General features: G+C 62.8%; 22 protein-coding genes and 2 tRNA genes. 7 read left to right on the forward strand and 17 right to left on the reverse strand.

Annotated elements, in window-relative coordinates:
* Positions 1–41 precede the first annotated feature (41 nt).
* The 6 genes from ACFW0B_RS19240 (at position 42) to ACFW0B_RS19265 (ending at position 6,555) form a co-directional block, all read left to right on the forward strand.
* Positions 42–1,061, forward strand: coding sequence for a class I SAM-dependent rRNA methyltransferase (locus ACFW0B_RS19240; RefSeq protein WP_449150594.1), 1,020 nt, complete (start codon positions 42–44; stop codon positions 1,059–1,061).
* A gap of 91 nt (positions 1,062–1,152) precedes the next feature.
* The gene (locus tag ACFW0B_RS19245) at positions 1,153–4,074 is read left to right on the forward strand and encodes a DUF748 domain-containing protein (RefSeq protein WP_449150595.1); all 2,922 of its coding nucleotides are present in this window, start codon (positions 1,153–1,155) and stop codon (positions 4,072–4,074) included.
* Between the two features lie 8 nt (positions 4,075–4,082).
* Complete coding sequence (locus tag ACFW0B_RS19250; protein ID WP_449150596.1) at positions 4,083–4,373, forward strand: DUF2845 domain-containing protein; 291 nt, start codon at positions 4,083–4,085, stop codon at positions 4,371–4,373.
* A 71-nt stretch (positions 4,374–4,444) separates the two neighbouring features.
* Positions 4,445–4,738: a DUF2845 domain-containing protein gene (locus ACFW0B_RS19255; RefSeq protein ID WP_449150625.1), complete on the forward strand. Its 294-nt coding sequence runs from the start codon at positions 4,445–4,447 to the stop codon at positions 4,736–4,738.
* A 61-nt stretch (positions 4,739–4,799) separates the two neighbouring features.
* Positions 4,800–5,090, forward strand: a complete 291-nt coding sequence (locus ACFW0B_RS19260; RefSeq protein ID WP_449150597.1) for a DUF2845 domain-containing protein — start codon at positions 4,800–4,802, stop codon at positions 5,088–5,090.
* Between the two features lie 10 nt (positions 5,091–5,100).
* Positions 5,101–6,555, forward strand: coding sequence for a rhomboid family intramembrane serine protease (locus tag ACFW0B_RS19265; protein WP_449150598.1), 1,455 nt, complete (start codon positions 5,101–5,103; stop codon positions 6,553–6,555).
* 57 nt (positions 6,556–6,612) lie between these two features.
* Here the strand turns inward: ACFW0B_RS19265 and ACFW0B_RS19270 are convergent, their stop codons facing one another.
* The 17 genes from ACFW0B_RS19270 to rlmE all read right to left on the reverse strand — a co-directional run bounded on the left by ACFW0B_RS19270 (position 6,613) and on the right by rlmE (position 23,873).
* A complete protein-coding gene (locus ACFW0B_RS19270; RefSeq protein WP_449150599.1) occupies positions 6,613–6,972 on the reverse strand; it encodes a BON domain-containing protein in 360 nt (119 codons plus the stop codon).
* Between the two features lie 206 nt (positions 6,973–7,178).
* Positions 7,179–8,597: a DUF4013 domain-containing protein gene (locus tag ACFW0B_RS19275; RefSeq protein ID WP_449150600.1), complete on the reverse strand. Its 1,419-nt coding sequence runs from the start codon at positions 8,595–8,597 to the stop codon at positions 7,179–7,181.
* A gap of 89 nt (positions 8,598–8,686) precedes the next feature.
* Positions 8,687–10,795 carry a polyribonucleotide nucleotidyltransferase gene (gene pnp / locus ACFW0B_RS19280; RefSeq protein WP_449150601.1) on the reverse strand — a complete coding sequence of 703 codons (2,109 nt, stop codon included), beginning with the start codon at positions 10,793–10,795 and terminating at the stop codon, positions 8,687–8,689.
* 154 nt (positions 10,796–10,949) lie between these two features.
* Positions 10,950–11,219 (reverse strand): 30S ribosomal protein S15, encoded by a 270-nt coding sequence (gene rpsO / locus ACFW0B_RS19285; RefSeq protein WP_016494768.1) that lies wholly within the window; start codon positions 11,217–11,219, stop codon positions 10,950–10,952.
* 94 nt (positions 11,220–11,313) lie between these two features.
* Positions 11,314–12,231: a tRNA pseudouridine(55) synthase TruB gene (gene truB, locus ACFW0B_RS19290; protein WP_449150602.1), complete on the reverse strand. Its 918-nt coding sequence runs from the start codon at positions 12,229–12,231 to the stop codon at positions 11,314–11,316.
* A 4-nt stretch (positions 12,232–12,235) separates the two neighbouring features.
* On the reverse strand, positions 12,236–12,625 hold the full coding sequence (gene rbfA / locus ACFW0B_RS19295; protein ID WP_449150603.1) for a 30S ribosome-binding factor RbfA: 390 nt from the start codon (positions 12,623–12,625) through the stop codon (positions 12,236–12,238).
* A gap of 127 nt (positions 12,626–12,752) precedes the next feature.
* Complete coding sequence (gene infB / locus ACFW0B_RS19300) at positions 12,753–15,293, reverse strand: translation initiation factor IF-2 (protein ID WP_449150604.1); 2,541 nt, start codon at positions 15,291–15,293, stop codon at positions 12,753–12,755.
* Between the two features lie 26 nt (positions 15,294–15,319).
* Positions 15,320–16,801 (reverse strand): transcription termination factor NusA, encoded by a 1,482-nt coding sequence (nusA, locus tag ACFW0B_RS19305; protein WP_449150605.1) that lies wholly within the window; start codon positions 16,799–16,801, stop codon positions 15,320–15,322.
* 47 nt (positions 16,802–16,848) lie between these two features.
* Complete coding sequence (gene rimP, locus ACFW0B_RS19310) at positions 16,849–17,307, reverse strand: ribosome maturation factor RimP (protein ID WP_449150606.1); 459 nt, start codon at positions 17,305–17,307, stop codon at positions 16,849–16,851.
* Positions 17,308–17,437: 130 nt separating this feature from the next.
* Positions 17,438–17,514, reverse strand: a tRNA-Met gene (locus ACFW0B_RS19315).
* Between the two features lie 97 nt (positions 17,515–17,611).
* A tRNA-Leu gene (locus ACFW0B_RS19320) sits at positions 17,612–17,697 on the reverse strand.
* A gap of 10 nt (positions 17,698–17,707) precedes the next feature.
* The gene (secG, locus tag ACFW0B_RS19325; RefSeq protein WP_449150607.1) at positions 17,708–18,091 is read right to left on the reverse strand and encodes a preprotein translocase subunit SecG; all 384 of its coding nucleotides are present in this window, start codon (positions 18,089–18,091) and stop codon (positions 17,708–17,710) included.
* Between the two features lie 4 nt (positions 18,092–18,095).
* The gene (tpiA, locus tag ACFW0B_RS19330; RefSeq protein ID WP_449150608.1) at positions 18,096–18,851 is read right to left on the reverse strand and encodes a triose-phosphate isomerase; all 756 of its coding nucleotides are present in this window, start codon (positions 18,849–18,851) and stop codon (positions 18,096–18,098) included.
* A 65-nt stretch (positions 18,852–18,916) separates the two neighbouring features.
* Positions 18,917–20,257 carry a phosphoglucosamine mutase gene (glmM, locus tag ACFW0B_RS19335; protein WP_449150609.1) on the reverse strand — a complete coding sequence of 447 codons (1,341 nt, stop codon included), beginning with the start codon at positions 20,255–20,257 and terminating at the stop codon, positions 18,917–18,919.
* A gap of 17 nt (positions 20,258–20,274) precedes the next feature.
* Positions 20,275–21,126 carry a dihydropteroate synthase gene (gene folP / locus ACFW0B_RS19340; protein ID WP_449150610.1) on the reverse strand — a complete coding sequence of 284 codons (852 nt, stop codon included), beginning with the start codon at positions 21,124–21,126 and terminating at the stop codon, positions 20,275–20,277.
* Between the two features lie 9 nt (positions 21,127–21,135).
* Positions 21,136–23,049, reverse strand: coding sequence for an ATP-dependent zinc metalloprotease FtsH (ftsH, locus tag ACFW0B_RS19345; RefSeq protein WP_449150611.1), 1,914 nt, complete (start codon positions 23,047–23,049; stop codon positions 21,136–21,138).
* Between the two features lie 200 nt (positions 23,050–23,249).
* Positions 23,250–23,873 (reverse strand): 23S rRNA (uridine(2552)-2'-O)-methyltransferase RlmE, encoded by a 624-nt coding sequence (gene rlmE, locus ACFW0B_RS19350; protein ID WP_449150612.1) that lies wholly within the window; start codon positions 23,871–23,873, stop codon positions 23,250–23,252.
* 76 nt (positions 23,874–23,949) lie between these two features.
* Here rlmE and ACFW0B_RS19355 point away from each other — a divergent pair, with 76 nt between their 5' ends.
* The gene (locus ACFW0B_RS19355; protein ID WP_151137019.1) at positions 23,950–24,264 is read left to right on the forward strand and encodes a YhbY family RNA-binding protein; all 315 of its coding nucleotides are present in this window, start codon (positions 23,950–23,952) and stop codon (positions 24,262–24,264) included.
* Position 24,265 lies beyond the last annotated feature (1 nt).

A 24,265-nucleotide genomic window follows, 5' to 3' on the forward strand; every position in this document is an offset into this window, starting at 1 on the left:
CCTTTGTTAAACTGCGCGCCCTTTTCTGTGAGACGTCGCGCATGCCCTCCACTCTCCTCCAGGCGCTGCGCGCCGCCCTCGACGCCCGCCAGCCGCTGCTGGCCGAACTCCATGCCCAGGGCACCGATTGCTACCGGTTCTTCCACGGCAGCCAGGAAGGCATCCCTGGCCTGACCGTCGACCGCTACGGTGCGCAATTGATGGTGCAGAGCTTCCACCAGCCAGTGGAGCGCGAGCCCTTGCTGGAGCTGGCCGCTGCGGTGAACACATTCCTCGGCGAAAAGCTGCTGCTGGTCTACAACGACCGCTCCCAGGGCAATTCCCGGGTCGACCGCCGCGACCCGGTCTACCAGGCCGAGCCCGCCGCTCTGGAGGATCTGGTGGGCCACGAATGGGGCCTGAACTACCGGGTACGTGGCCGCCACCCCGGCCAGGACCCGCTGCTCTTCCTCGACCTGCGCAACACCCGTGGCTGGGTGAAGGCCAACAGTGCCGGCAAGTCGGTGCTCAACCTCTTCGCCTACACCTGCGGCGTCGGACTCTGTGCGGCGGCGGGCGGCGCTAGCGAGGTGTGGAACCTGGATTTCGCCGAGGGCAACCTGGCGGTCGGCCGCGAGAACGGCGCGCTGAACCCGACGCTCGCGCCCATGCACTTCGTGCAATCGGACTACTTCCCGGCCATCCGCCAGCTCGCCGGCCTGCCCATCGCCCGTCGCCACGGCCAGAGGTTGCCGAGCTACCCGCGCCTGGAGCAGCGCCAGTTCGACCTGGTATTCCTCGACCCGCCGGCCTGGGCCAAGAGCGCCTTCGGCACCGTGGACCTGCTGCGCGACTACCAGAGCCTGCTCAAGCCCGCGCTCATGGCGACCGCCGAAGGTGGCGTGCTGGTGTGCAACAACAACCTCGCCAAGGTCGCGATGGAGGACTGGCGCGAGCAGGTGTTGCGTTGCGCCAGCAAGCTGGGGCGGCCGGTGCGCGACTGGCAACCGCTCGCGCCTGCCGCCGACTTCCCCTCGCTCGACGGACGGCCGCCGCTCAAGACCCTGGTCCTGCAGCTCTGAAAGTAGCGCAGCAACGAGATCCAGCCATCTGCCGGAACCCGGAGGCCGTGCCATAATCCAAGGGATTCTCTGCCGGGATAGTTGACGCCTCATGTACAAAGGATTGAAACGGGCCGCCTGCGCCCTGCTGATCGTCGTTGCCCTCTACAGCCTGCTTGGCTTTCTGATCATCCCGGGGATCGCCCTGCGGGTGGCCAACCAGCAATTGGCCCAATACGCCACGGTCCCCGCGCGACTGGAGCGCATCCAGCTCAACCCCTTCAGCCTCGAGCTGACCCTGTGGGGCCTGCACATAGGCGAAGACAAGGCCGAACAGGTGGGCTTCGAGCGGCTCCATGCCAACCTGCAACTGGACAGCCTCTGGTCAGGCGCCCTGCACCTGGCGGACGTGGAGCTGGACAAGTCGAACACCGAGGTGCTGTTCGCCAAGGACGGCACGCTCAACCTGACCCAACTGTTCAAGCTGCCCCCCAGCGAACCCAAGCCGGAGGAGCCGGCGGGTGATCCCTTTCCGGTCCGCATCGACCGCATCAAGCTGAGCGAAGGTGGCCTGCACTTCCAGGACCTGCGCCCCAGTGAGGCCATCGAGTTCGTCTACGACTCCCTCAACCTCGAACTGCACAACCTCAGCACCCTGCCCGACGACAATGCCGAGATGTCCCTCGTGGCCACCGGCCCCAATGGCGGGCGCATCGACTGGGAAGGCCAGATCAGCCTGGTGCCCTTCACCTCCAGCGGCCAGCTGAAGATCACCGACGGCCAGATGAAGGCCTTCTGGCCCTATGTCCGCGACGCGGTGCCCCTGGCCCTGGAAAAAGGCGTGATGAGCCTGTCCACGGACTACAAGCTGAGCCTGGCCAAGAGCACCCAGCTCAACCTGGACAAGATCTGGATCAAGGTCGCGCCCTTCGCCATCAAGGCACCGGACAACCGCCCCCTGGTCAACCTGGAGACGCTGGAAGTCAGCGACAGCTCCCTGGACCTGGCCAAGCAGGAAGTGCTGGTGGGCAAGATCCACAGCCAGAATCTGGAAACCTGGGCCGCCCGCGAGGCCGACGGCCAGCTGGACTGGCAGAAGCTTTTTGCCAGCAAGCCCAAGCCCGCGCCCAAGGCGGAAGAGAAACCCGCGGCCGCTGATGCCCAGGCAAAAACGGACGAACCTGGTAAACCCTGGGTCGTGCGGCTCAAGGAAACCCAGTTGCGCGGCTACAAGGTGCACCTGGCCGACCGGGTGCCCAAGGAGCCGGTGCAACTGGAGCTGGGCCCGCTCAACCTGGACCTCAAGGACTTCGACAGTCGCGGCGAATCGCCCTTCAACCTCAGCCTCGACACCGGCCTCGGCAAGCAGGGCAAGGTGCAGGCGGTCGGCCAGGTCCAGCTCAAGCCCGTCACGGCGAAGCTGCAAGTGCAGACCCGCGACATCGACCTGCGCATAGCCCAGGCCTACATCAGCCCCTTCGTGCGCCTGGAGCTGCGCAGCGGCCTGCTCGACAGCGACCTCAATGTCGACCTCAAGGGCACCGAGCCACTGGCCCTGGGCATTTCCGGCCGCGCGCTGGTCAACCAGATGCACACCCTGGACACCATCAAGGAACGCGACTTCGTCAAATGGCAACAGTTGCTGGTGGATGGCCTCAACTACCAGCACGGCGACAGCCTGGTGATCGACAAGGTGAGCCTGAACCAGCCCTACGCGCGCTTCATCATCAACGAGGACCTGACCACCAACGCCAGCGATCTGGTGATCAAGCAACCCGCCGACGCCAGTCCCCAGAAAGCCGCCAGCGCTCAGCCGGAAGCGGCCGGCAAGCCCATGGGCATCCGCATCGGCGGCATTGAGATCAAGGACGGCTCAGCCAACTTCGCCGACTTCAGCCTGACCCCCAACTTCGCCACCGCCATCCAGCAGCTCAACGGTGAAATCGGCACCCTCGACAACCGCAATCCCAAACCGGCCAAGGTGGCGGTGAACGGCAAGGTCGACCGCTACGCGCCGGTGACCATCAAGGGCAGCCTGAACCCCTTCGATCCCCTGGACAGCCTGGACATCGCCACCAGCTTCAAGCGCGTCGAGCTGACCACCCTGACGCCCTACTCCGGCAAGTTCGCCGGCTACCGCATCCGCAAGGGGCGGCTGAACCTGGACCTGCACTACCAGATCGAGAAGGGACAACTGAAGGCCGAAAACCACCTGGTACTGGAACAGCTGCAACTCGGCGAACAGGTTTCCAGCCCCGATGCCGTGGACCTGCCGGTGCGCCTGGCGGTCGCGCTGCTGAAGGACACAGCGGGCAAGATCGACATCTCGCTGCCGGTGGCGGGCAACCTCAACGACCCGCAGTTCAGCGTCGCGCCCATCGTCTGGCAGACCCTGCGCAACCTGGTGCTGCGCGCGGTACAGGCGCCCTTCAACTTTGTCGCCGGCCTGGTCGGCGGCAGCAGCGCAGACCTCGGCCAGGTCCCCTTCCCGGCCGGCAGCAGCGAGCTGGATGCCGAGGCGCAGAAATCCCTGGATACCCTGGCCGAGGCGCTGAAAAAGCGTCCGGCCCTGCGCCTGGAAGTGGAAGGGGCCAGCGCCAAGGCCGCCGACGGTCCACTGCTGGCCGAGCAGCGCCTGGAGCGGGAATACCAGAACACCTACTACAAGATCGCCCAGCGCCGGGGCGACAAGGTACCGGCCGAAGCCAGGCAGCTGGAGATACCCGAGGACGAGAAAGGGCCTATGCTGGAGGGCATCTACCGTTCCCGCTTGAAGCAGCAGCCTCCGGCCGAGTGGGAGGAACTGGACAGCGAGCAGCGCACCGCCAGGCTGCGCGAAGCAGTGCTCGCCTCCTGGGCCCAGAGCGACCTGTTGCTGCGCCAGCTGGGCCAGGCCCGCGCCACCAGCATCAAGGACTATCTGGTGGACCGCGGCGGCCTTGCCGACGACCGCATCTTCCTGCTGGACGTCAGCCTGGTGGAGCCCAACCAGGCCGGAGAGGTGATCACACCGCTGCACCTGGACAGCGAGTAGGAGTTCTCATGCGCATGCTGCCGTTCGCCCTGCTGGTCCTCGCCCTGGCCACTCCGGCCGGGGCGGAAACCATGCGCTGCGGCAGCAGACTGGTCAGCCTCGGCGACCGCACCTTCGAAGTCCTGCAGAAATGTGGTGAGCCGGTGCACCGTGATCTGGTCGGCTACACCCTGGGCTCCTACGACCGGCGCGAATTCACCGTGGAAGAATGGGTGTACGGCCCCAACAACGGCATGCTCAGCATCCTCACCTTCGAGGGCAATCGCCTGGTCCGCATCGAAACCCGGCGCAACCGCTGACGCCCCCGGGGCGCCAGGTGTAGGCTGTAGCCAGTTCCCAGCGATCTTCGGACATCCCCGTGAAACGCCGCATGCTCTTCTGCCTGTCCCTGCTGCTTGCCGTGGGCAATGCCCAGGCCTCTTCCACCCTGCGCTGCAACAGCAGCCTCATCAGCCTCGACGACACCACCAGCGAAGTGCTGGACAAGTGCGGCGAGCCGATCAGCCGCACCGACCTGGGCTTCAAGGAAGTGGTGGACGAGTACTACCGGCGCGACGAAGTGCGGGTCGAGGAATGGGTCTACGGACCGCGCAACGGCATGTACCAGTTCCTCCGTTTCGAGGGCAATCGGCTGCGCGACATCGACAGCAAACGCGGCAACTGACAACCTCTCGGCGGGAATGCTAGGCTCTGCGCCTTACCCCCAAGGACAGGATGCCCGCCCCATGAAAGCCCCCGCCTGCCTCTTCGCAGCCGCTCTCCTTCTGCCCCTTGCGGCCAACGCCAACACCTTCCGCTGCGAAAGCAAACTGGTGAGCGTCGGCGATCGCAGCACCGAGGTTCAGCGCAAGTGCGGCGAGCCCGCCTCCCGCGATTTCATCGGCTATTCGGAGACCACCAGCGGGCGCCAGGAAATGCAAGTGGAGGAATGGGTCTACGGCCCCTCCAACGGCATGTACCACTACCTGAGATTCGTCGGCGGCCGCCTCAGCGAAATCGACAGCAAGCGCAACTGAGCCGCACACGATGATCATCCTTCCCGCCGATCAACCCCTGGACTGGCGGCGGCCGCCGGTCATCACCCTGCTACTGATCCTGCTCAACACCCTGATCTACATCGTCTACCAGGGCGGTGACCAGGCGCGGATCGAAGAGGCCCAGCAACGCTATCTGGATGGCGGCCTGCTCAATCGCGAGCGAGCCCTGTTCGTCGACCACCTGGTGAAGCGGGAACAGTACGACGCCGACCAGCGCCACGCCATCGATAGCATGCGCCGGCAAGCGCTGGCGACCCTCATCCTGCGCGACCTGGAATTCGAGGACTGGCTGCACCACTCCCCGGCCTACCAGGCCGATCCGGCGTGGCAACAGGCGCGACAGCAGGCCGAGGCGGCGCGGGACAGGATCAGCTCCCAGCGCTTCGGCTTTATTCCCAACAAGTTCAGCGTCCATGGCCTGTTCGGCGCCATGTTCCTGCACGGCAGCTTCGATCACCTGCTGGGCAACATGATCTTCCTGTTCATCTGCGGCTTCGCCCTGGAAGCCGCCCTGGGGCGCTGGGTCTACCTCGGTCTCTACCTGACCAGCGGGCTGGCCTCGCACCTGCTCTGGTGGGCGCTGGACCCTGTCTGGGCGGCAGGCATCGGAGCCTCCGGCGCCGTATCGGGGCTGATGGGCATGACCATCGGCGTATACGGGCTGCGCAAGATTCGCTTCTTCTACTGGCTGGGCCCGTTGATCGGCTACTTCAAGGCCCCGGCCCTGTGGATATTCCCCGCCTGGCTCGGCAAGGAACTGTATGGCGTCCTGCTGGCCGACGACCACGTGAACTACTACGCACACCTCGGCGGCCTGGCCTTCGGCTTCTTGGCCACCTGGCTGCTGCATCGGGCGGGCTTTCTCAAGGTGGACGAGGCCTACCTCAGCAAGGAAGACCCGGACGCGCCCTTCAAGCGCGAGCTGGCCGCCCTGGATCGGTTGATCGGCCAATTCGCCCTCGACCAAGCCGCGCCCCGCGGCCTGGACATGCTGCAACGCTATCCCAGCCGAATGGCCCTGCTGGAACGTCTCTATCCGCTGGCCAAGAGCCGTCAGGACAAGGCCCTCCTGGCCGCCGTGCTGAAACAGCTGTTCGCCCTGCCGGAACGGGCCGCCGCCCTGCCCCTGCTGCAGAAACTCGCTGACGATGTGGCGGACCCGCAGCAACGCCTGCTGCAGCACCCGGCCGTGCTGCTGCACCTGCTGCAGCGGCTGATCAGGGCCGGCGACAGCACTCGCGCCATGGCGCCATGGCGCCGCCTCTGTCAGTTGACCCCGGTGCCCGCGCAACTCCCCGGCGTGACGCTGCAGCTGGCAAAGCAACTGGGCCAGCGCCAGGACCTGCGCGCAGTGAACGAACTGGGTCAGTACCTGCACCGGGCTTTCCCCGAGGCGGAGCAGACCCGGCAATTGGCGCTCTACCAGCAGCACCTGGCGCGCTGACCCCGAAGACGAAAAGGCCCCGCTATGCGGGGCCTCGTCTATTCGCCGGCCGAACCGTTACTCGGCGGACTTCAGGCCATCGGCGGAAACCGCAGTGACCCCTTTGATTTTGCTGGCCGTATCGATGGCCAACTCACGTTCGGCATCGGTCTGCACCGTACCGGACAGCGCGACTACGCCCTGGTTGGTTTCAACCTTGATGTCCATCCCGCTGAGGTTCTTGTCGGCCAGGAAGGTGGATTTGACCTTACTGGTGATCCAGGTATCAGAGACCGCGTCTTCGGCTTTCTGCATGGTCTCGCTGGCTGCCAGCATCGGATCACCGCTGGTTTCTGCGTAGGCGCCGGCCACGAACGGCAGGCTGATCGCGGCGGCAGTGACAGCGGCAAAGGTCCATTTGGTGAAAGTCTGTTTCATGAGGTGGGTCTCCTCTCTTCTCTGGAACGTCTGCATCGAACTCGTGATTGCAGGCTCAGCAGAGTCATCGCAAGGCCTGTGCCAGCCTCCCGACGGCAAGAAAGTCGAACCAGATCAATAAGATAAGGAAACACCCAGGAGCCCCGTTGCATGCAGTCTGCAAGTTCACGCCACTGGGGCGTTGCAGACTGCACGGTGAAACGGGCTCAGCGGCCAGCGTTGCCCAGCTTCGCGAGGGCGGCTTCCAGGGCACTGACCTGATCCAGCAACGGCGTGGCCGGATAGCGCGCGCGAATATAGGCCAGCAGCTTCTGCGCCGGCTCCAGCTGCCCGAGGCCTTCGGCGAAACCACGGGCTGCCAGCAGGTAGGCGCGTGGGATGTGCGGATAGTCAGGGAAGCGCTGGTGCAGGTTGCGCAGCAGGCTGAGGGCCTCGCGCACCTTGTGCCGCTCCAGCAGCGCGCCGGCGACCTGCTCGCAGACCAGGGCGTCGGCCGGCTGGAAATCGGCCTTGAACTGGCGGGCGTTGAGCAGTGCAGTGGCAGCCAATGCCGGGTTCTGGCGGGCGGCCAGGGGCAGGTAGTGATCCAGGTGACGCAGGCAGCGCTCGTGGGCGCCCAGGCCGAACAGCAGCTGGTGGTATCGCTCGTTCATGCGCAGGTCCTCCGGATCGCGCTGTAGCGCGTTGGCCAGGGTTTCCAGCGCACCGTCGCTCTGGCCTTCCTTGAGGCGGATCTCGGCCTCGGCCAGGGCCTTGCGGCGGCGCCATTCGTGCTCCGGCAGGCCTTGCTGGGTGCCCTCTTCGGCAATGGCGAAGCCCAGCGCGCCCTGATACTGGAACACCGCGTAGCCCATCATGCTGCACATCACCACACCGAAGTAGCCGAAGAGGAAGGTGGCGATGGGCATCAGCACCACCCTGGGCAGGCCGCCGGAAAGCATCCAGGCGACATAGCTGGGGGACTGCCAGAGGATGAAGAGGAAGGCGCAGAGAATCAGGTAACGCCCCCCCATGGCCCTGATCACCTCACCCACCTGGTCAGGACTCAGGGCCGCTCCCAGTTCCTTGCTCAGCGCCAGGCGGATGATGCTCGCCGGCAGCAGCAGGACGATGGCGATGTTAACCACCCAGAAGAGGGTTTCGCTGTTGAAGTCCGCCGCCAGCCAAAGCGCTCCCAGGGCGATGGCGAACACCAGCACCTGCTTGATGAACAGCGAGAAACCGTCGCCGCCGAAGGCGCTCATCAGGCTCGGCGCCTCGCGCAGGCCGTCGCTGCTGGACTCGATCACGCTGTGGAAGTATTTGGTGGCCACGCTCAGCAGGATGCACCAGAGGACCAGCGAACGCGGCATGAACAGCCCGGCCAGGGCCAGCAGGGCACTGAACGCCAGCGGGCTGACCTGCAGGCCGTAGGCGAAGAACTGCGGCAGCCGCTCCCAGAACGGCAGGGCGGTATTGGCCGCGCCGAGGAAGGTGAGCTCGCGGCTGCACAGGGGGCAGACCGGGCTGTCGTCGGGGGCATCTGCGTTGAGCGGGATGCAGCAATCGCCGAAATGGCGCTGGCACGGCACGCAGTGCCAGGTCGCGGGTTGGGCTGGGTGGTACTGGCAGAGCGTCTTGTCCATGACAGATCCAGGTACGGTGGCGGTTTGCCATTCTCCAGGCAAAAAAAGAGGGCCCGCAAGGGGCCCTCTCTTCTATTGCGTGACGATTATCAAACGCCGGAAGCTTCGGCAGCCTCTACGTCTTTCATCGACAGCTTGATGCGACCACGGTTGTCGACGTCGAGAACCAGGACTTTGACTTCCTGGCCTTCCTGCAGGACGTCGGTGACCTTGTCGATGCGCTTGTCGCTGATCTGCGAGATGTGCACCAGACCGTCCTTGCCCGGCAGGATGTTGACGAAGGCGCCGAAGTCGACGATGCGCTCGACCTTGCCCACGTACACCTTGCCGACTTCGGCCTCGGCGGTGATACCCAGAACGCGCTGGCGCGCGGCCTCGGCAGCTTCCTTGGTCTCGCCGAAGATCTTCACGCTGCCATCGTCTTCGATGTCGATGGAGGCCTTGGTCTCTTCGCAGATCGAACGGATGGTGGCGCCGCCCTTGCCGATGACGTCGCGGATCTTATCGGTGTCGATCTTCATCGCGATCATGGTCGGAGCGTTGGCGGACAGCTCGCTGCGGGACTCGGCGATCACCTGGTTCATCTGGTTGAGGATGTTCAGACGCGCTTCCAGAGCCTGCTCCAGAGCGATCTCCATGATCTCTTCGGTGATGCCGTTGATCTTGATGTCCATCTGCAGCGCGGTCACGCCCTTGGCGGTACCGGCTACCTTGAAGTCCATGTCGCCCAGGTGGTCTTCATCGCCCAGGATGTCGGTCAGGACGGCGAACTTGTCACCTTCCTTCACCAGGCCCATGGCGATACCGGCAACCGGCGCCTTCATCGGCACGCCGGCGTCCATCAGGGCCAGGGAGGCGCCGCAGACGGAAGCCATGGAGCTGGAGCCGTTGGACTCGGTGATCTCGGAAACCACGCGGATGGTGTAGGGGAATTCGTCACCCTTCGGCAGCATGGCGGCAACGCCACGACGGGCCAGGCGGCCGTGGCCGATTTCGCGGCGGCCGGCGCTGCCCATGCGACCACATTCACCGACCGAGAAGGGCGGGAAGTTGTAGTGCAGCATGAACGAGTCCTTGCGCTCGCCTTCCAGGGTGTCCAGCAGCTGGGCGTCACGGGCGGTGCCGAGGGTGGCGACCACCAGGGCCTGGGTTTCGCCACGGGTGAACAGGGCGGAACCGTGGGTCTTGTCCAGCACGCCGACTTCGATCTTCAGCGGACGTACGGTGCGGGTGTCACGGCCGTCGATACGCGGCTTGCCGTTGACGATGTTCTCGCGAACGGTGCGGTATTCCAGCAGGCCGAAGGCATCTTTCACTTCACCAGCCGGGAACTGGCCTTCTTCCTCGCCAGCAAAGCGCGCAACGACCTGGTCACGCAGTTCGTCCAGGCGGTTGTAGCGGTCCTGCTTGATGGTGATGGTGTAGGCCTGGGAGATGGCCTCGCCGAACTCGGCCTTGATGGCATTGAGCAGGGCGGTGTTTTCAACCGGAGCGGTCCAGTTCCAGGCCGGCTTGCCGGCTTCGGCAGCGAATTCCTTGATCGCGGTGATCACGGCCTGGAATTCCTGGTGGGCGAACAGCACGGCACCCAGCATCTGGTCTTCGGTCAGCTCCTGGGCTTCGGACTCAACCATCAGCACGGCGTCTTCGGTACCGGCAACGACCATGTCCAGGGCGGACGCTTTCAGTTGCTCGTAGGTCGGGTTCAGCAGGTAGCCTGCTTCTGCGTGGTAGGCCACGCGGGCGGCACCGATCGGGCCATTGAACGGAATGCCGGAGATGGCCAGTGCAGCGGAAGTACCGATCATGGAAGCGATATCCGGATCGGTCTTCTTGTTGGTGGAAACCACGGTGCAGATGACCTGGACTTCGTTCAGGAAGCCTTCCGGGAACAGCGGGCGGATCGGACGGTCGATCAGGCGCGAGGTCAGGGTTTCCTTCTCGGAAGGACGGCCTTCACGCTTGAAGAAACCACCGGGGATACGGCCGGCGGCGTAGGTTTTTTCCTGGTAGTGGACGGACAGCGGGAAGAAACCCTTGCTCGGGTCGGCCTGCTTGGCGCCAACCACGGTCACCAGAACGGTGACGTCGTCATCCATGGTGACCAGAACGGCACCGGAAGCTTGACGGGCGATACGGCCGGTCTCGAGGGTAACGGTCGATTGACCGAACTGGAATTTCTTGATTACCGGGTTCACGGTGTTTTCCTTCTCTGATGTTGCCTTGGGGGAAATCGTGGGAGAGGCGGGAGTCGGACCCGTTTCAATCCCTTAAAAAACCAGAAGCTGGAAAGCCGAAAGCTGGAACGATGTCCAGCTTCCGGTTTTCCAGCTTCCAGCCCATCTGTGTCGCTTAGCGACGCAGACCCAGACGACCGATCAGGGCGCTGTAACGAGAGGTGTCCTTACCCTTCAGGTAGTCCAGCAGCTTGCGGCGCTGGTTAACCATACGGATCAGACCACGACGGGAGTGGTGATCCTTGCCGTTGGCCTTGAAGTGATCCTGCAGCTTGTTGATGTTGGCGGTCAGCAGGGCAACCTGCACTTCCGGAGAACCGGTATCGCCTTCAGCTTGCTTGTACTCGTTAACGATCTGGGCTTTTTCAGTAACGCTCAGTGCCATGATGGGCTTCCTCTGAGAGTAATAGGCCGGGACCTTCGCCCCGTGTTCAAAAAAGAGGATTGACCGTGCCTATTAACAGCCATCCTCGGATCGGTCATTCCGACCGAATCAGTCGACGCGGCGCAATGCGCCCGTCATCGCTCACTTCACCGATTCCGATGAAGCGACCGGTGTGATCCTGTACTCGCATCATGCCGAACTTGGGTGCTTCCGGAGCCCGCACCGGCTGACCGTGAAGCCAGTAGTAGGCGCTGTGCTCGGTCAGCTGGATCAGCGGCCAGTGCTCCAGTCCGCTGTCGACAGGCAGGAGGAACTGGTCCAGTGCCTCGCTGCCGCCCTCGGCGTGAGCCTTCTCCAGGGTCTCCAGGCTGATCGCCTGGGCCAGTACGAAGGGGCCCGCCTGGGTCCGGCGCAACTCTGCCACATGTGCCCCGCATCCCAGTGCCTGGCCAAGATCCTCGACCAGGGTGCGGATATAGGTGCCCTTGCTGCAGGCTACGGCCAGCCTTGCATGGCCGTTTTCACAGGCCAGCAAATCCAAGCGCGCAATAGTAACAGAACGCGCTTCGCGCTCCACTACCTCACCAGCACGAGCCAACTTGTAGAGGGGCTGGCCGTCCTTCTTCAGGGCCGAGTACATCGGAGGTATCTGCTTGATTTCACCACGAAAACGCGGCAGCTGCACCTCGATATCCTGGCGACCAACGGTCACTTCGCGACGCACGAGCACTTCACCTTCGGCGTCCCCGGTGGAGGTGGTGACGCCAAGCTGGGCCAGGGTTTCATAGCCCTTGTCGGCATCCAGCAGGTACTGGGAGAACTTGGTCGCCTCGCCGAAGCACAGCGGCAGCACGCCGGTGGCCAGGGGGTCGAGGCTGCCGGTGTGACCTGCCTTCTCGGCATTGAGCAGCCAGCGCACCTTCTGCAGCGCGGCGTTGGAGCTCATGCCGCGCGGCTTGTCGAGGATCAGCACACCGCTGACATTGCGGCGGATACGTTTCACCTGGGCCACGCCATCACTCCTCGCCGCTGCCCTGGTGCTTGCGGTCTTCCGCCACGGCACGCTCGATCAGCGCCGACAGCTCCGCACCGCGACGGATGCTGGCGTCGTAGTGGAAATGCAGTTGCGGCACGCTGCGCAGCTTCATGGCCTTGCCCAGCTGCATGCGCAGGAAACCGGCTGCGTCCTGCAGGATGTCGAGGTTCAACTCGATCTTCTCCGCATTGTCGTCCTGGCCCATGACGGTGATGAACACCTTGGCGTGGGACAGGTCGCGGCTCACCTCCACCGCGGTGATGGTCACCAGCCCCAGACGCGGGTCCTTGATCTCTCGCTGGATGAGCAGCGCCAGTTCGCGCTGCATCTGGTCGCCGATGCGTTGGGTACGGCTGTAGTCTTTGGCCATATCGAAACTCGCTACAGGCTGCAGGCTTCAAGCCGCAGGCTGAAAACACTAAACACAAAAACAAACGGCAAGCCCGAGCAGCGTACCATCCGCTGCCTGAGGCCTGCCGCCTGTAGCCTGGAGCCGATTACAACGTACGCGCCACCTGGACCTTCTCGAAGACTTCGATCTTGTCGCCGACCTTGACGTCGTTGTAGCTCTTCACGCCGATACCGCACTCCATGCCGGCACGCACCTCGGACACGTCGTCCTTGAAGCGGCGCAGGGATTCCAGTTCGCCTTCGAAGATCACCACATCGTCGCGCAGTACGCGGATCGGACGGTTGCGGTGTACCAGACCCTCGGTAACCATGCAGCCGGCGATCGCGCCGAACTTCGGCGAACGGAACACGTCGCGCACCTCGGCGATACCCAGGATGTTCTCCCGGACTTCGCTGCCCAGCATGCCGGACAGTGCTTTCTTAACGTCTTCGATGATGTCGTAGATGATGTTGTAGTAGCGCAGGTCCAGACCTTCTTGCTCGACGATCTTGCGCGCGCCGGCATCGGCACGCACGTTGAAGCCGAACAGCACAGCGTTGGACGCCAGCGCCAGGTTGGCGTCGCTCTCGGTGATACCACCTACGCCGCCACCCACAACACGCACCTGGACTTCTTCGTTGCCGATCTCGGCCAGGGCACCCTGCAGCGCCTCGAGAGAACCACGCACATCGGACTTGAGTACGATGTTGAGGGTCTTCTTCTCGTCCTGGCCCATGCTCTCGAAGATGTTCTCGAGCTTGGAGGACTGCTGGCGAGCCAGTTTGACTTCGCGGAACTTGCCCTGGCGGAACAGGGCGACTTCGCGGGCCTTCTTCTCGTCGGCAACCACGGTCAGGTCATCACCGGCGTCCGGCGTACCGTCCAGACCGAGGATTTCGACCGGGATGGACGGGCCGGCTTCTTTCACCGGCTTGCCGTTCTCGTCGAGCATGGCGCGGACGCGGCCATAGTTGACGCCGCAGAGGACCATGTCGCCCTGACGCAGGGTACCGTCCTGAACCAGCACGGTAGCGACCGGGCCGCGGCCCTTGTCCAGACGGGACTCGACCACGACACCACGGCCGGGGGCCGACGGGGTGGCGGTAAGTTCCAGAACTTCAGCCTGCAGCAGTACGGCTTCGAGCAGTTCGTCGACGCCGGTACCGACCTTGGCCGACACAGGTACGAACTGAGTATCGCCGCCCCACTCTTCCGGGATCACTTCCAGAGCGGCCAGGCCGTTCTTGATGTTGTCCGGGTTGGCTTCGGGCTTGTCCATCTTGTTGACCGCGACCACGATCGGAACGCCAGCCGCTTTCGCGTGCTGCACGGCTTCCACGGTCTGCGGCATCACGCCGTCATCGGCCGCCACCACCAGGATGACGATGTCAGTGGCCTTGGCACCACGGGCACGCATGGCGGTAAACGCTGCGTGGCCGGGGGTGTCCAGGAAGGTCACCATGCCGCGATCGGTTTCCACGTGGTAGGCACCGATGTGCTGGGTGATCCCACCCGCTTCACCGCTGGCCACCTTGGTACGGCGGATGTAGTCGAGCAGAGAGGTCTTGCCGTGGTCGACGTGACCCATCACGGTCACCACCGGCGCACGGGTCAGGGCCTCGCCTTCGAACTTCAGGGATTCGGCCAGTTGCTCTTCCAGGGCGTTCTCGTTGACCAGCTTGACCTTGTGGCCGAATTCTTCGGCGATCAGTTGGGCGGTCTCGCGATCGAGCACCTGATTGATGGTCACCGGAGTCCCCATCTTGAACATGAACTTGACGACTTCTGCACCCTTGACGGCCATCTGGGCGGCCAGTTCGGCCACGGTGATGGTCTCGCCAATGCTGACTTCACGCACGATAGGTCCTGTCGGGCTCTGGAACCCGTGCTGGTTACGTTTCTTCAGCTTGGACTTGCCGCCACGTCCACCACGACGACCGAAGGAATCGCTTTCCTCTTCGGTGCTGCGCGGAGCAACGCGGGGGGCCGGAGCCTTTTCTTTTTCCTTGAGCGAAGGACGGTGCTGCGCATGTTTACGGTCGCGGCGATCGTCTTCGTCGCGAGCGCGCTCAGGGCGACGCACTTCCTCTTTCTTGCGCTCGGCGCCAGCAGCGGCGGCACCAGCAGCCGGCGCGGCGGTGGCTGCGGCAGCAACAGGAGCGGCAGCGGCAGGCTCGACAGCCGGAGCGGCATTGACCGAGGCGGCCTGGGCAGCTTCCTTGGCACGAGCTTCAGCTTCACGACGAGCGGCCTCTTCGGCGCGCTGACGGGCTTCTTCCTCGGCCTTCAGGCGAGCGGCTTCCTCCGCGGCGCGCTGCTCTTCGAGTTCGCGCTGGCGTTCAGCTTCGATCTCGTCAGGGCTGCGCTTGACGTAGGTCTTCTTCTTGCGCACTTCGACGTTGATGGTCTTGCTGCCTGCAACTCTCAACGTAGTAGTGGTCTTGCGCTGCAGGGTAATCTTGCGTGGCTCTTCCAGGCGCTCGCCGTGGCTGCTCTTGAGATGGGCCAGCAGGGCCTGCTTCTCATTGTCGGTCACAACCTGCTCGGCGCTGGTGTGCGGCAATCCCGCCTCGCGCATCTGCAGCAGCAGGCGCTCCACCGGTGTGTCGACCACCTGGGCCAGTTCTTTCACCGTGACTTGCGTCATGCACTTCTCTCCTCAGGCCGCGATACTTACTCGAACCAGTGGGCTCGGGCGGCCATGATCAGCTTGCCGGCACGCTCTTCGTCCATGCCGTCGATGTCGAGCAGGTCGTCAATCGACTGCTCGGCCAGGTCTTCGCGGTTAATAACGCCACGTACGGCGAGTTCAACAGCCAGATCCTTGTCCATGCCTTCCAGGGAAAGCAGGTCCTCGGCAGGCTGGGCATCCGCCAGCTTCTCTTCGGTCGCGATGGCCTTGGTCAGCAGGCGGTCCTTCGCACGCGCACGCAGCTCGTTGACGATGTCCTCGTCGAAGCCGTCGATGCTGAGCATTTCTTCCATGGGTACGTAGGCGATTTCTTCCAGGCTGGTGAAACCTTCCTCCACCAGTACCTGAGCCAGCTCTTCGTCCACTTCCAGTTCTTCGACGAAGGCACGCAGGATGTCGCCGGTTTCGGCTTGCTGCTTGGCCTGGATGTCCGCTTCGGTCATCACGTTCAGGGTCCAGCCGGTAAGCTGGCTGGCCAGGCGCACGTTCTGGCCGCCACGACCAATGGCCTGGGCCAGGTTGTCTTCGGCAACGGCGATGTCCATTGCATGGGCATCTTCGTCGACGATGATCGCCACCACTTCGGCCGGAGCCATGGCGTTGATCACGAACTGCGCCGGGTTGTCGTCCCACAGGACGATATCGACGCGCTCGCCGCCCAGTTCGCCGGATACGGCCTGGACGCGGGAACCGCGCATGCCGATGCAGGCGCCCTGCGGGTCGATACGCTTGTCCTTGGAGCGCACTGCGATCTTGGCGCGGGAACCCGGGTCACGGGAGGCGGCCATCACTTCGATCAGCTCTTCGGCGATTTCCGGCACTTCGATGCGGAACAGTTCGATCAGCATCTGCGGCGCGGTGCGCGACAAGATCAGCTGCGGGCCACGGTTCTCGGTGCGGATTTCCTTCAGCAGGGCACGCACGCGGGCGCCGACGCGGAAAGTCTCGCGCGGAATGATGTCCTCGCGGGCCAGCAGTGCTTCGGCATTGTTGCCGAGGTCGACGATCACGTTATCGCGGGTGACCTTCTTCACAGTGCCGGAGATGATGTCGCCCAGCTTCTCGCGGTAGGCCTCGACAACCTGCGCACGCTCGGCTTCGCGCACTTTCTGCACGATGACCTGCTTGGCGGTCTGGGCTGCAATGCGGCCGAACTCGATGGACTCGATCTTCTCTTCGATGATGTCGCCGATCTTGGCTTTCTCATCGCGTTCCTGGGCCTGATCCAGGGTCAGCTGGATAGCCGGATCCTCGAAATCAGCTTCCTCGACAACAGTCCAGCGACGGAAGGTGTCGTAATTACCGCTTTGACGATTGATCGACACACGCAGGTCGACCTCGTCCTCGTAACGCTTCTTGGTAGCAGTGGCCAGCGCCAGCTCCAGCGCCTCGAAAATCACGCCGGCCGGTACACCTTTTTCGTTGGATACCGACTCAACAACCAGCAGTACTTCTTTGCTCATCGTACGCCTCGCCTTTCGCAATCCATTGGATCCGCGGGATCCGCGTCTCAGTCAAAACGGGGAATGATGTTGGCCTTGTCGATCAGTTCGATCGGCAGGAGGAACTCGCGGTCTTCGATGAGAACCACCACGTCCTGCTCCTCCACCCCGCGGAGAAGCCCCTGGAAATTGCGTCGTCCCTCGAAGGGCGAACGCAGCTTGATCTTGACCAGCTCACCGGCGTGGGCCGCGAACTGTTCAAGGGTGAACAGCGGACGATCCATGCCTGGCGACGATACTTCGAGGGTGTATTCGCTGCTGATCGGGTCCTCGACATCGAGCACACCGCTGATCTGACGGCTGACTTTCTCGCAGTCGTCAATCAGGATGCCGTTTTCGTGATCGATGTAGATCCGCAGCAGCGAATGCCGCCCTTGGGACAGAAACTCGATGCCCCAGCACTGATAACCGAGCGCTTCGACTACCGGGGCCAACAAGGCCTGCAACTGTTCTAGCTTGCTCGACACCTGATCGCCTCTCGCATGCTGTGCAAATAAAAAATGGGCGAAACGCCCATCCCTTCAAACCACCTGATCATTGATCGGAGGCCAACTGTCCAGCTAGCAAAAAGCCCCTAAAAAGGGGCTTCGCGACTACTGGTTGCGGGGGCTGGATTTGAACCAACGACCTTCGGGTTATGAGCCCGACGAGCTACCAGACTGCTCCACCCCGCGTCAAAGCTGGTGCGAGATTATACGGCCAGCACCTTGCATGGTCAACCGAACATCCCGCGAAGAAGAAAGCCCGCATCTCTGCGGGCCTCTCTTTATATGGTACCGAGGAGGGGACTCGAACCCCTACAGCCTATGGCCACTACCACCTCAAGGTAGCGTGTCTACCAATTCCACCACCTCGGCAAAACTTGCCTTACTTCTGCTCCGGAGCCTGAGGCACATCACCCGACTGGGTAGCTGGCTTCTGCTCCTCAAGCACCGGCACATCGTCAGCTGCCGGCTTGGCGGGTTGAACTTCGAGAGCTGCCGGATCCGGCAGACCTACGTTGCTCAGCGCCTCAGCCTTTTCCTTAGCGAAGAACGCTAAGCCCAGGCTGGTAATGAAAAAAACCGCGGCGAGTATAGCAGTAAAGCGACTCAAAAAGGTAGCAGAACCTTGGCTTCCGAAAACGGTTGCCGAAGCACCAGCACCAAACGAGGCACCAGCATCTGCACCCTTGCCCTGCTGAACCAGCACCAGACCTACAACGCCCAGAGCGACCAGCAAGTGCACCACAATAACGACAGTTTCCAGCATCTCGTCAGCTTCCTGCGGCGCGACAGATCGCACCGAACTCATCCGCATTCAGGGAGGCACCACCAACAAGCCCCCCATCGATATCCGGCATACCGAACAGATCGGCCGCACTGGCCGCCTTCACACTGCCGCCATACAGAATCCGTACACCGCGAGCAACTTCGGCGTTCTCCGCCGACAGCTGCGAGCGAATCGCTGCATGGACCTCTTGCGCCTGCTGCGGCGAGGCCGTAAGCCCCGTACCTATCGCCCAAACCGGCTCATAGGCGATTACCGCTCGCGCAAACGCGCCCACACCAAGCTCTTCGATCACGCTACCCAGCTGACGCCCAACAACCTCAAGCGTCTTGCCGGCTTCGCGCTGCTCCCGGGTCTCTCCGACACAAAGCACCGGAACCAGACCACAGGATTGAGCAGCAGCGAACTTGCGACTCACGACTTCGTCGCTTTCGCCTAGAATCAGGCGACGCTCCGAATGACCAACCAGAACCAGGTTGCAACCTGCGTCTGCCAACTGGCTTGCCGCGATCTCTCCGGTGAGGGCTCCCTGCACCGGCTCCACCGCACAATTCTGCGCACCTACGACAATCGACTTGCCGTCCAGACCTTGAATGACCTGATTGATGTACAGACAGGACGGCATCACCGCAACCTCGACGCCAGCAGGCAACGCCAATTGGCGCAAGCCTTTGATCAGCTCTGCAACGCTGGCGCGGGTACCGTGCATTTTCCAGTTACCGGCTACCAGAGGTCGGCGCATGCTTTATCTCGTCGATCAAAGTGGGCGCAGATATTACCCAAGAGATTTCCAACTAGCAAGAGAAATCAAGCACATACCTCAGTCACGACATTCGCCAGCTCTTCGGCATAACCGCGCACCAGCTTCTCATCGTCGCCTTCGACCATCACTCGCACAAGCGGCTCGGTGCCGGACTTGCGCAGCAGGACGCGACCGCGGCCGGCCATCTGGTCAGTGACACGAGCGCATGCATCCTGAACCGCCGGATGCTTGACCGGGTCTACACCGTTGCCGGCAAAGCGCACGTTGATCAGGACCTGCGGGCATTTGCGCATGCCCTGACGTGCTTCTGCCAGCGACTGACCACTGCGTTGCAGTGAGAGCAATACCTGCAGGGCGGAGATGATGGCATCGCCGGTGGTAGTGAAGTGACTGCAAACGATATGGCCGGAATTTTCGCCACCCAGGATCCAACCGTTGGACTGAAGCTCGCTCATCACATAGCGGTCACCGACCTTTGCACGAATGAACGGAATGCCGAGGTCCTTCAGCGCCAGCTCCATGCCGAGATTGCTCATCAGGGTACCGACTACCCCACCCTGCAGCTTGCCGCGGCCATGCAGATCACGAGCAATCAGATAGATCAGCTCGTCGCCATCGACCACGGTGCCGGTGTGATCGACCATCAGCACACGGTCACCGTCGCCGTCGAATGCGATACCGATGTCGGCATGCTGTTCGACCACTGCAGCCTGCAGCATGGCCATATGTGTCGAACCGCAATCATCGTTGATGTTGAGACCATTGGGCTGGCTCGCCAGCACATGCACCTGGGCGCCCAGCTCACGAAACACACTGGGAGCGACCTTGTAGGTGGCGCCATGGGCGCAGTCGATTACCAGCTTGAGACCGGCAAAGTCGGTACTGATGGGAGTGGTGCTCTTGCAGAACTCGATGTAACGGCCCGCAGCATCGTTGATGCGGGTTACCTTGCCCAGCTGCTCCGACTCCACCACGGTCATCGGCTGGTCAAGCAGCTCTTCGATCATCAGCTCCACTTCATCCGAGAGCTTGGTGCCCTTGCCGGAGAAGAACTTGATGCCGTTGTCATGGTGCGGGTTGTGCGAAGCGCTGATGACAATGCCGGCATCGGCAAGGAATGTACGGGTGAGGTAGGCGATGGCCGGGGTCGGCATGGGGCCGAGCAGCATCACGTCGGCACCGGCAGCCAGAAGGCCGGCTTCGAGGGCGGACTCGAACATGTATCCGGAGATACGGGTGTCCTTGCCGATCAGGATGCGGCTCTTGCCCTGCTTGCGGAACGCCATGCCGGCGGCCCAGCCGAGCTTGAGCATGAAATCCGGAGTAATCGGGAACTGCCCGACCCGCCCGCGAATACCGTCGGTGCCAAAATACTTTCTGCTCATGGGGTGCTCCGTGTTCTTTATTCCGCTGCTTGCACCGCAGCGATCATGCGTACCGCGTCCACGGTTTCCGCGACATCGTGTACGCGCAGGATGCAGGCCCCCTTGGCCACCGCGAGGGCTGCCAGGGCGAGACTGCCGGACAGGCGTTGATGGACTTCCCGTCCCAACGCCTGGCCAATCATGCTTTTTCGTGAAACGCCGACCAACAGGGGGCGCCCCAACTGGTGCAGCGCTTCCATATGCTTGAACAGGCTGAGGTTGTGCGCCAGGGTCTTGGCAAAGCCGAAGCCCGGATCGAGCACGACACGATCTTCCGCAATCCCGGCCGCCAGACAGGCCTGCGTGCGTTCGGAGAGAAACTCCCCGACTTCACGCACGACGTCCTGGTAGCGCGGGTCCTGCTGCATATTGCCCGGCTCACCGAGCATGTGCATCAGGCACACTGCCAGGCCGGTATCGGCCGCGGCATCCAGGGCCCCATCACGACGCAGCGCGCGCACATCGTTGATCATCCCGGCGCCCAGGCGCGCACCTTCGCGCATCACGGCAGGCGTGGATGTATCCAGGGAAATCACCACATCCAGCTCACGGGCGATGGCCTCGACCACCGGAGCGACGCGTTCGAGCTCTTCGGTCGGAGATACCGGACGGGCGCCCGGCCGGGTCGATTCGCCACCGACGTCGATCAGGGTCGCGCCAGCGGCCACCATCTCGGCGGCATGGCGCAATGCCGCGTCGCGTGCATTGAAGCAGCCGCCATCGGAGAAGGAATCAGGGGTGACGTTGAGGATGCCCATGACATGAGGCTGGGCCAAATCAAGAACCCGGTTGCCGCAAGGCAACCGGGTCGGGTACTGCACTGACTTCATCTACGGCCCTTAGTGTTCACCAGCGGGTCCGCCGATGGGGGTTTCGGGTCGTTTGGCTTCTTCACGCGGTGCCGGAGTACCGGAGGTGCCGGAACCGCCCTGCCAGTCCTTGGGCTCACGCGCCGCACGGCCAGACATGATGTCATCGATCTGCTCGGAGTCGATGGTTTCATACTTCATCAGGGCCTCGGCCATCATGTCGAGCTTGTCGCGATTCTCCGTCAGCAGTCTTTTCGCGGTGGCATAGCACTCGTCGATGATACGGCGGACTTCCTGGTCGATCAGCTTGGCGGTTTCGCCGGACACGTTGGCATGCTGGGCGCCCGCGCTGCGACCGAGGAACACTTCGCCCTCCTCTTCCGCATACATCAGCGGGCCAAGTTTCTCGGACAGGCCCCACTTGGTCACCATGTTCCGGGCGATCTGGGTGGCGCGCATGATGTCATTGGAGGCGCCGGTGGTGACACCGTCGAAGCCCAGGGTCATCTCTTCAGCGATACGGCCGCCGAACAGCGAGCAGATCTGGCTCACCAGCGCGCGCTTGGACAGGCTGTAGCGGTCTTCCTCGGGAAGGAACATGGTCACACCCAAGGCACGGCCGCGCGGAATGATCGACACCTTGTAGACCGGGTCATGCTCGGGCACCAGACGACCTACGATGGCGTGCCCCGCCTCGTGGTAAGCGGTGTTGAGCTTCTCCTTCTCGGACATGACCATGGATTTGCGCTCGGCGCCCATCATGATCTTGTCCTTGGCCAGTTCGAACTCCTTCATTTCCACCAGGCGCTTGTTGACGCGCGCGGCGAACAGGGAGGCCTCGTTGACCAGGTTGGCCAGGTCGGCGCCGGAGAAACCCGGGGTACCACGAGCGATCACGGCTGGATCGACATCATCGCCCATCGGCACCTTGCGCATGTGCACCTTGAGAATCTGCTCGCGGCCACGAATATCCGGCAGACCGACCACCACCTGGCGGTCGAATCGGCCCGGACGCAGCAGGGCCGGGTCCAGTACGTCAGGACGGTTGGTAGCGGCAATCACGATGATGCCGTCGTTCATTTCGAAGCCGTCCATCTCCACCAGCAACTGGTTGAGGGTCTGCTCGCGCTCGTCGTGACCACCACCCAGGCCCGCACCACGATGGCGACCAACGGCATCGATCTCGTCGATGAAGATGATGCAGGGAGCGTGCTTCTTGGCCTGATCGAACATGTCGCGGACGCGGGACGCACCCACACCAACGAACATTTCGACGAAGTCGGAACCGGAGATGGTGAAGAACGGCACCTTGGCTTCACCGGCAATGGCCTTGGCCAGGAGGGTCTTGCCGGTACCGGGCGGGCCGACCATCAGCACGCCGCGCGGAATACGGCCACCCAGGCGCTGGAACTTGCCCGGATCGCGGAGGAATTCCACCAGCTCGCTGACCTCTTCCTTGGCCTCGTCGCAGCCGGCGACGTCGGCGAAAGTGGTCTTGACCTGGTCTTCCGACAACAGGCGCGCCTTGCTCTTGCCGAAGCTCATCGGGCCGCCGCGGCCACCGCCGCCGCCCTGCATCTGACGCATGAAGAACATGAAGACAGCGATGATCACCAGGATCGGGAAGCTCGCTACCAGCAACTGGGTCCAGATACTCTGCTGCTCCGGCTGCTTGCCTTCGATGATCACGTTGTTGTCGATCAGGTCGCCGATCAGGCCGCCGTCCTGAATCGCCGGACGAATGGTCTTGAAGGACTCGCCATCATTACGCTTGCCGGTGATGACGAAGCCATCAACGGTCACGCGCTCGACCTTGCCTTCTTTAACCTGCTCGATGAATTCCGAGTAGTTAAGGGTCTGCGGTTCGCTCGGGCTGGAGAAATTGTTCATCACCGTGACAAGCACAGCGGCGATGATCAGCCACAGGATCAGATTTTTTGCCATGTCGTTCAATTAGCTACCCTCTGGAACGGGCCCCTTCCTGGAGCGCACCCCGCATGACGGCTGGTGGTTAACCGGCCTAACTTACTACACAACCCCTGCCCCTGGCAGGCGCCGTCTGTAACCCTTTATGAGACCTGGCGGCCTCGCTGCAGCATCCAGCCCTGCAGAAGGGGACCGGTGAGTCAGGTCCCCGTAGCAGTCTATTCCCCACGGAAGCCGCGCGCGAGCAGGTATTGCTCCCGGGAGCTGTCACGCGACGAAAGCGGTTTGCGCATCTGCACCTTGTCGAACATCCCGCGCACTTGCTTGTGGTAGACGTCGAAGCCTTCGCCCTGGAATATCTTGATCAGAAAATCGCCACCCGGGCGCAGAGTTCGACCCGCCAGGTCCAGCGCCAGTTCACAGAGATACATCGAGCGCGGCTGGTCGGCGGCTCTTACGCCACTCATATTGGGGGCCATATCGGAAATCACAAGGTCTACCGGGTTGTCACCGATCGCCTCGAGGATGCGCGCGAAGACCTCATCATCGGTGAAGTCACCCTGAATGAACGTCACATCAGGAATGCTATCCATTTCCAGAATGTCGGACGCGATCAGACGGCCGCGATCACCGATCACCCGGCTGGTCACTTGGGACCAGCCGCCTGGCGCCGCGCCGAGGTCGACGACGGTCATGCCGGGCCGCAGGATGCGGTCCTTTTCCTGGATTTCGAGCAACTTGTAGCTGGCGCGGGAACGATAACCGTCCTTCTGCGCCTGCTTGACGTACGGGTCGTCGATATGTCTTTGCAGCCAACGCTGGCTACTCTTGGAACGGGCCACGGGATACCTCGTGTTCGGCTGTGCGCCCCGGAATCACTCGGGTAAACTAGCAGCCTTTTTTCGCAGGGGTCTGATTATGGCGCTCTCACAGGAGCACAAGAAGCAATACAAATCTATCGGTCATCACCTGAAACCGGTATTGACGGTGGCCGAAAACGGCCTTACCGAAGGCGTTCTGGCCGAGCTTGATCGCGCGCTGAACGATCACGAACTGATCAAGGTCCAGTTCCGCATCATCGAGCGTGATGATCGCCGCGCCCTGATCGACGAGCTCTGCGCTGCCGGTAACTGCGAGCTGGTCCAGGTCATCGGCAAGATGGCCCTGGTCTATCGCCGCAATCCGAAGCCGAACCGCAATCTCTCCAACATCAGCCGCTTCAGCGGTCTCTGAG

Origin of the sequence: Metapseudomonas phytobenefica, from assembly GCF_043392685.1 — a bacterium.
In the GTDB taxonomy this organism is placed as follows: domain Bacteria; phylum Pseudomonadota; class Gammaproteobacteria; order Pseudomonadales; family Pseudomonadaceae; genus Metapseudomonas.

Coding starts and splice junctions, on each gene's coding strand:
- tpiA (WP_449150608.1), bottom strand. CDS start 18,851: ATGCGCCGACCTCTGGTAGCCGGTAACTGGAAAATGCACGGTACCCGC.
- ACFW0B_RS19255 (WP_449150625.1), top strand. CDS start 4,445: ATGCTCTTCTGCCTGTCCCTGCTGCTTGCCGTGGGCAATGCCCAGGCC.
- nusA (WP_449150605.1), bottom strand. CDS start 16,801: ATGAGCAAAGAAGTACTGCTGGTTGTTGAGTCGGTATCCAACGAAAAA.
- ACFW0B_RS19260 (WP_449150597.1), top strand. CDS start 4,800: ATGAAAGCCCCCGCCTGCCTCTTCGCAGCCGCTCTCCTTCTGCCCCTT.
- secG (WP_449150607.1), bottom strand. CDS start 18,091: ATGCTGGAAACTGTCGTTATTGTGGTGCACTTGCTGGTCGCTCTGGGC.
- glmM (WP_449150609.1), bottom strand. CDS start 20,257: ATGAGCAGAAAGTATTTTGGCACCGACGGTATTCGCGGGCGGGTCGGG.
- ACFW0B_RS19270 (WP_449150599.1), bottom strand. CDS start 6,972: ATGAAACAGACTTTCACCAAATGGACCTTTGCCGCTGTCACTGCCGCC.
- ACFW0B_RS19250 (WP_449150596.1), top strand. CDS start 4,083: ATGCGCATGCTGCCGTTCGCCCTGCTGGTCCTCGCCCTGGCCACTCCG.
- rpsO (WP_016494768.1), bottom strand. CDS start 11,219: ATGGCACTGAGCGTTACTGAAAAAGCCCAGATCGTTAACGAGTACAAG.
- ACFW0B_RS19265 (WP_449150598.1), top strand. CDS start 5,101: ATGATCATCCTTCCCGCCGATCAACCCCTGGACTGGCGGCGGCCGCCG.
- ACFW0B_RS19240 (WP_449150594.1), top strand. CDS start 42: ATGCCCTCCACTCTCCTCCAGGCGCTGCGCGCCGCCCTCGACGCCCGC.
- ACFW0B_RS19275 (WP_449150600.1), bottom strand. CDS start 8,597: ATGGACAAGACGCTCTGCCAGTACCACCCAGCCCAACCCGCGACCTGG.
- ACFW0B_RS19355 (WP_151137019.1), top strand. CDS start 23,950: ATGGCGCTCTCACAGGAGCACAAGAAGCAATACAAATCTATCGGTCAT.
- rbfA (WP_449150603.1), bottom strand. CDS start 12,625: ATGGCCAAAGACTACAGCCGTACCCAACGCATCGGCGACCAGATGCAG.
- folP (WP_449150610.1), bottom strand. CDS start 21,126: ATGAAGTCAGTGCAGTACCCGACCCGGTTGCCTTGCGGCAACCGGGTT.
- ftsH (WP_449150611.1), bottom strand. CDS start 23,049: ATGGCAAAAAATCTGATCCTGTGGCTGATCATCGCCGCTGTGCTTGTC.
- infB (WP_449150604.1), bottom strand. CDS start 15,293: ATGACGCAAGTCACGGTGAAAGAACTGGCCCAGGTGGTCGACACACCG.
- ACFW0B_RS19245 (WP_449150595.1), top strand. CDS start 1,153: ATGTACAAAGGATTGAAACGGGCCGCCTGCGCCCTGCTGATCGTCGTT.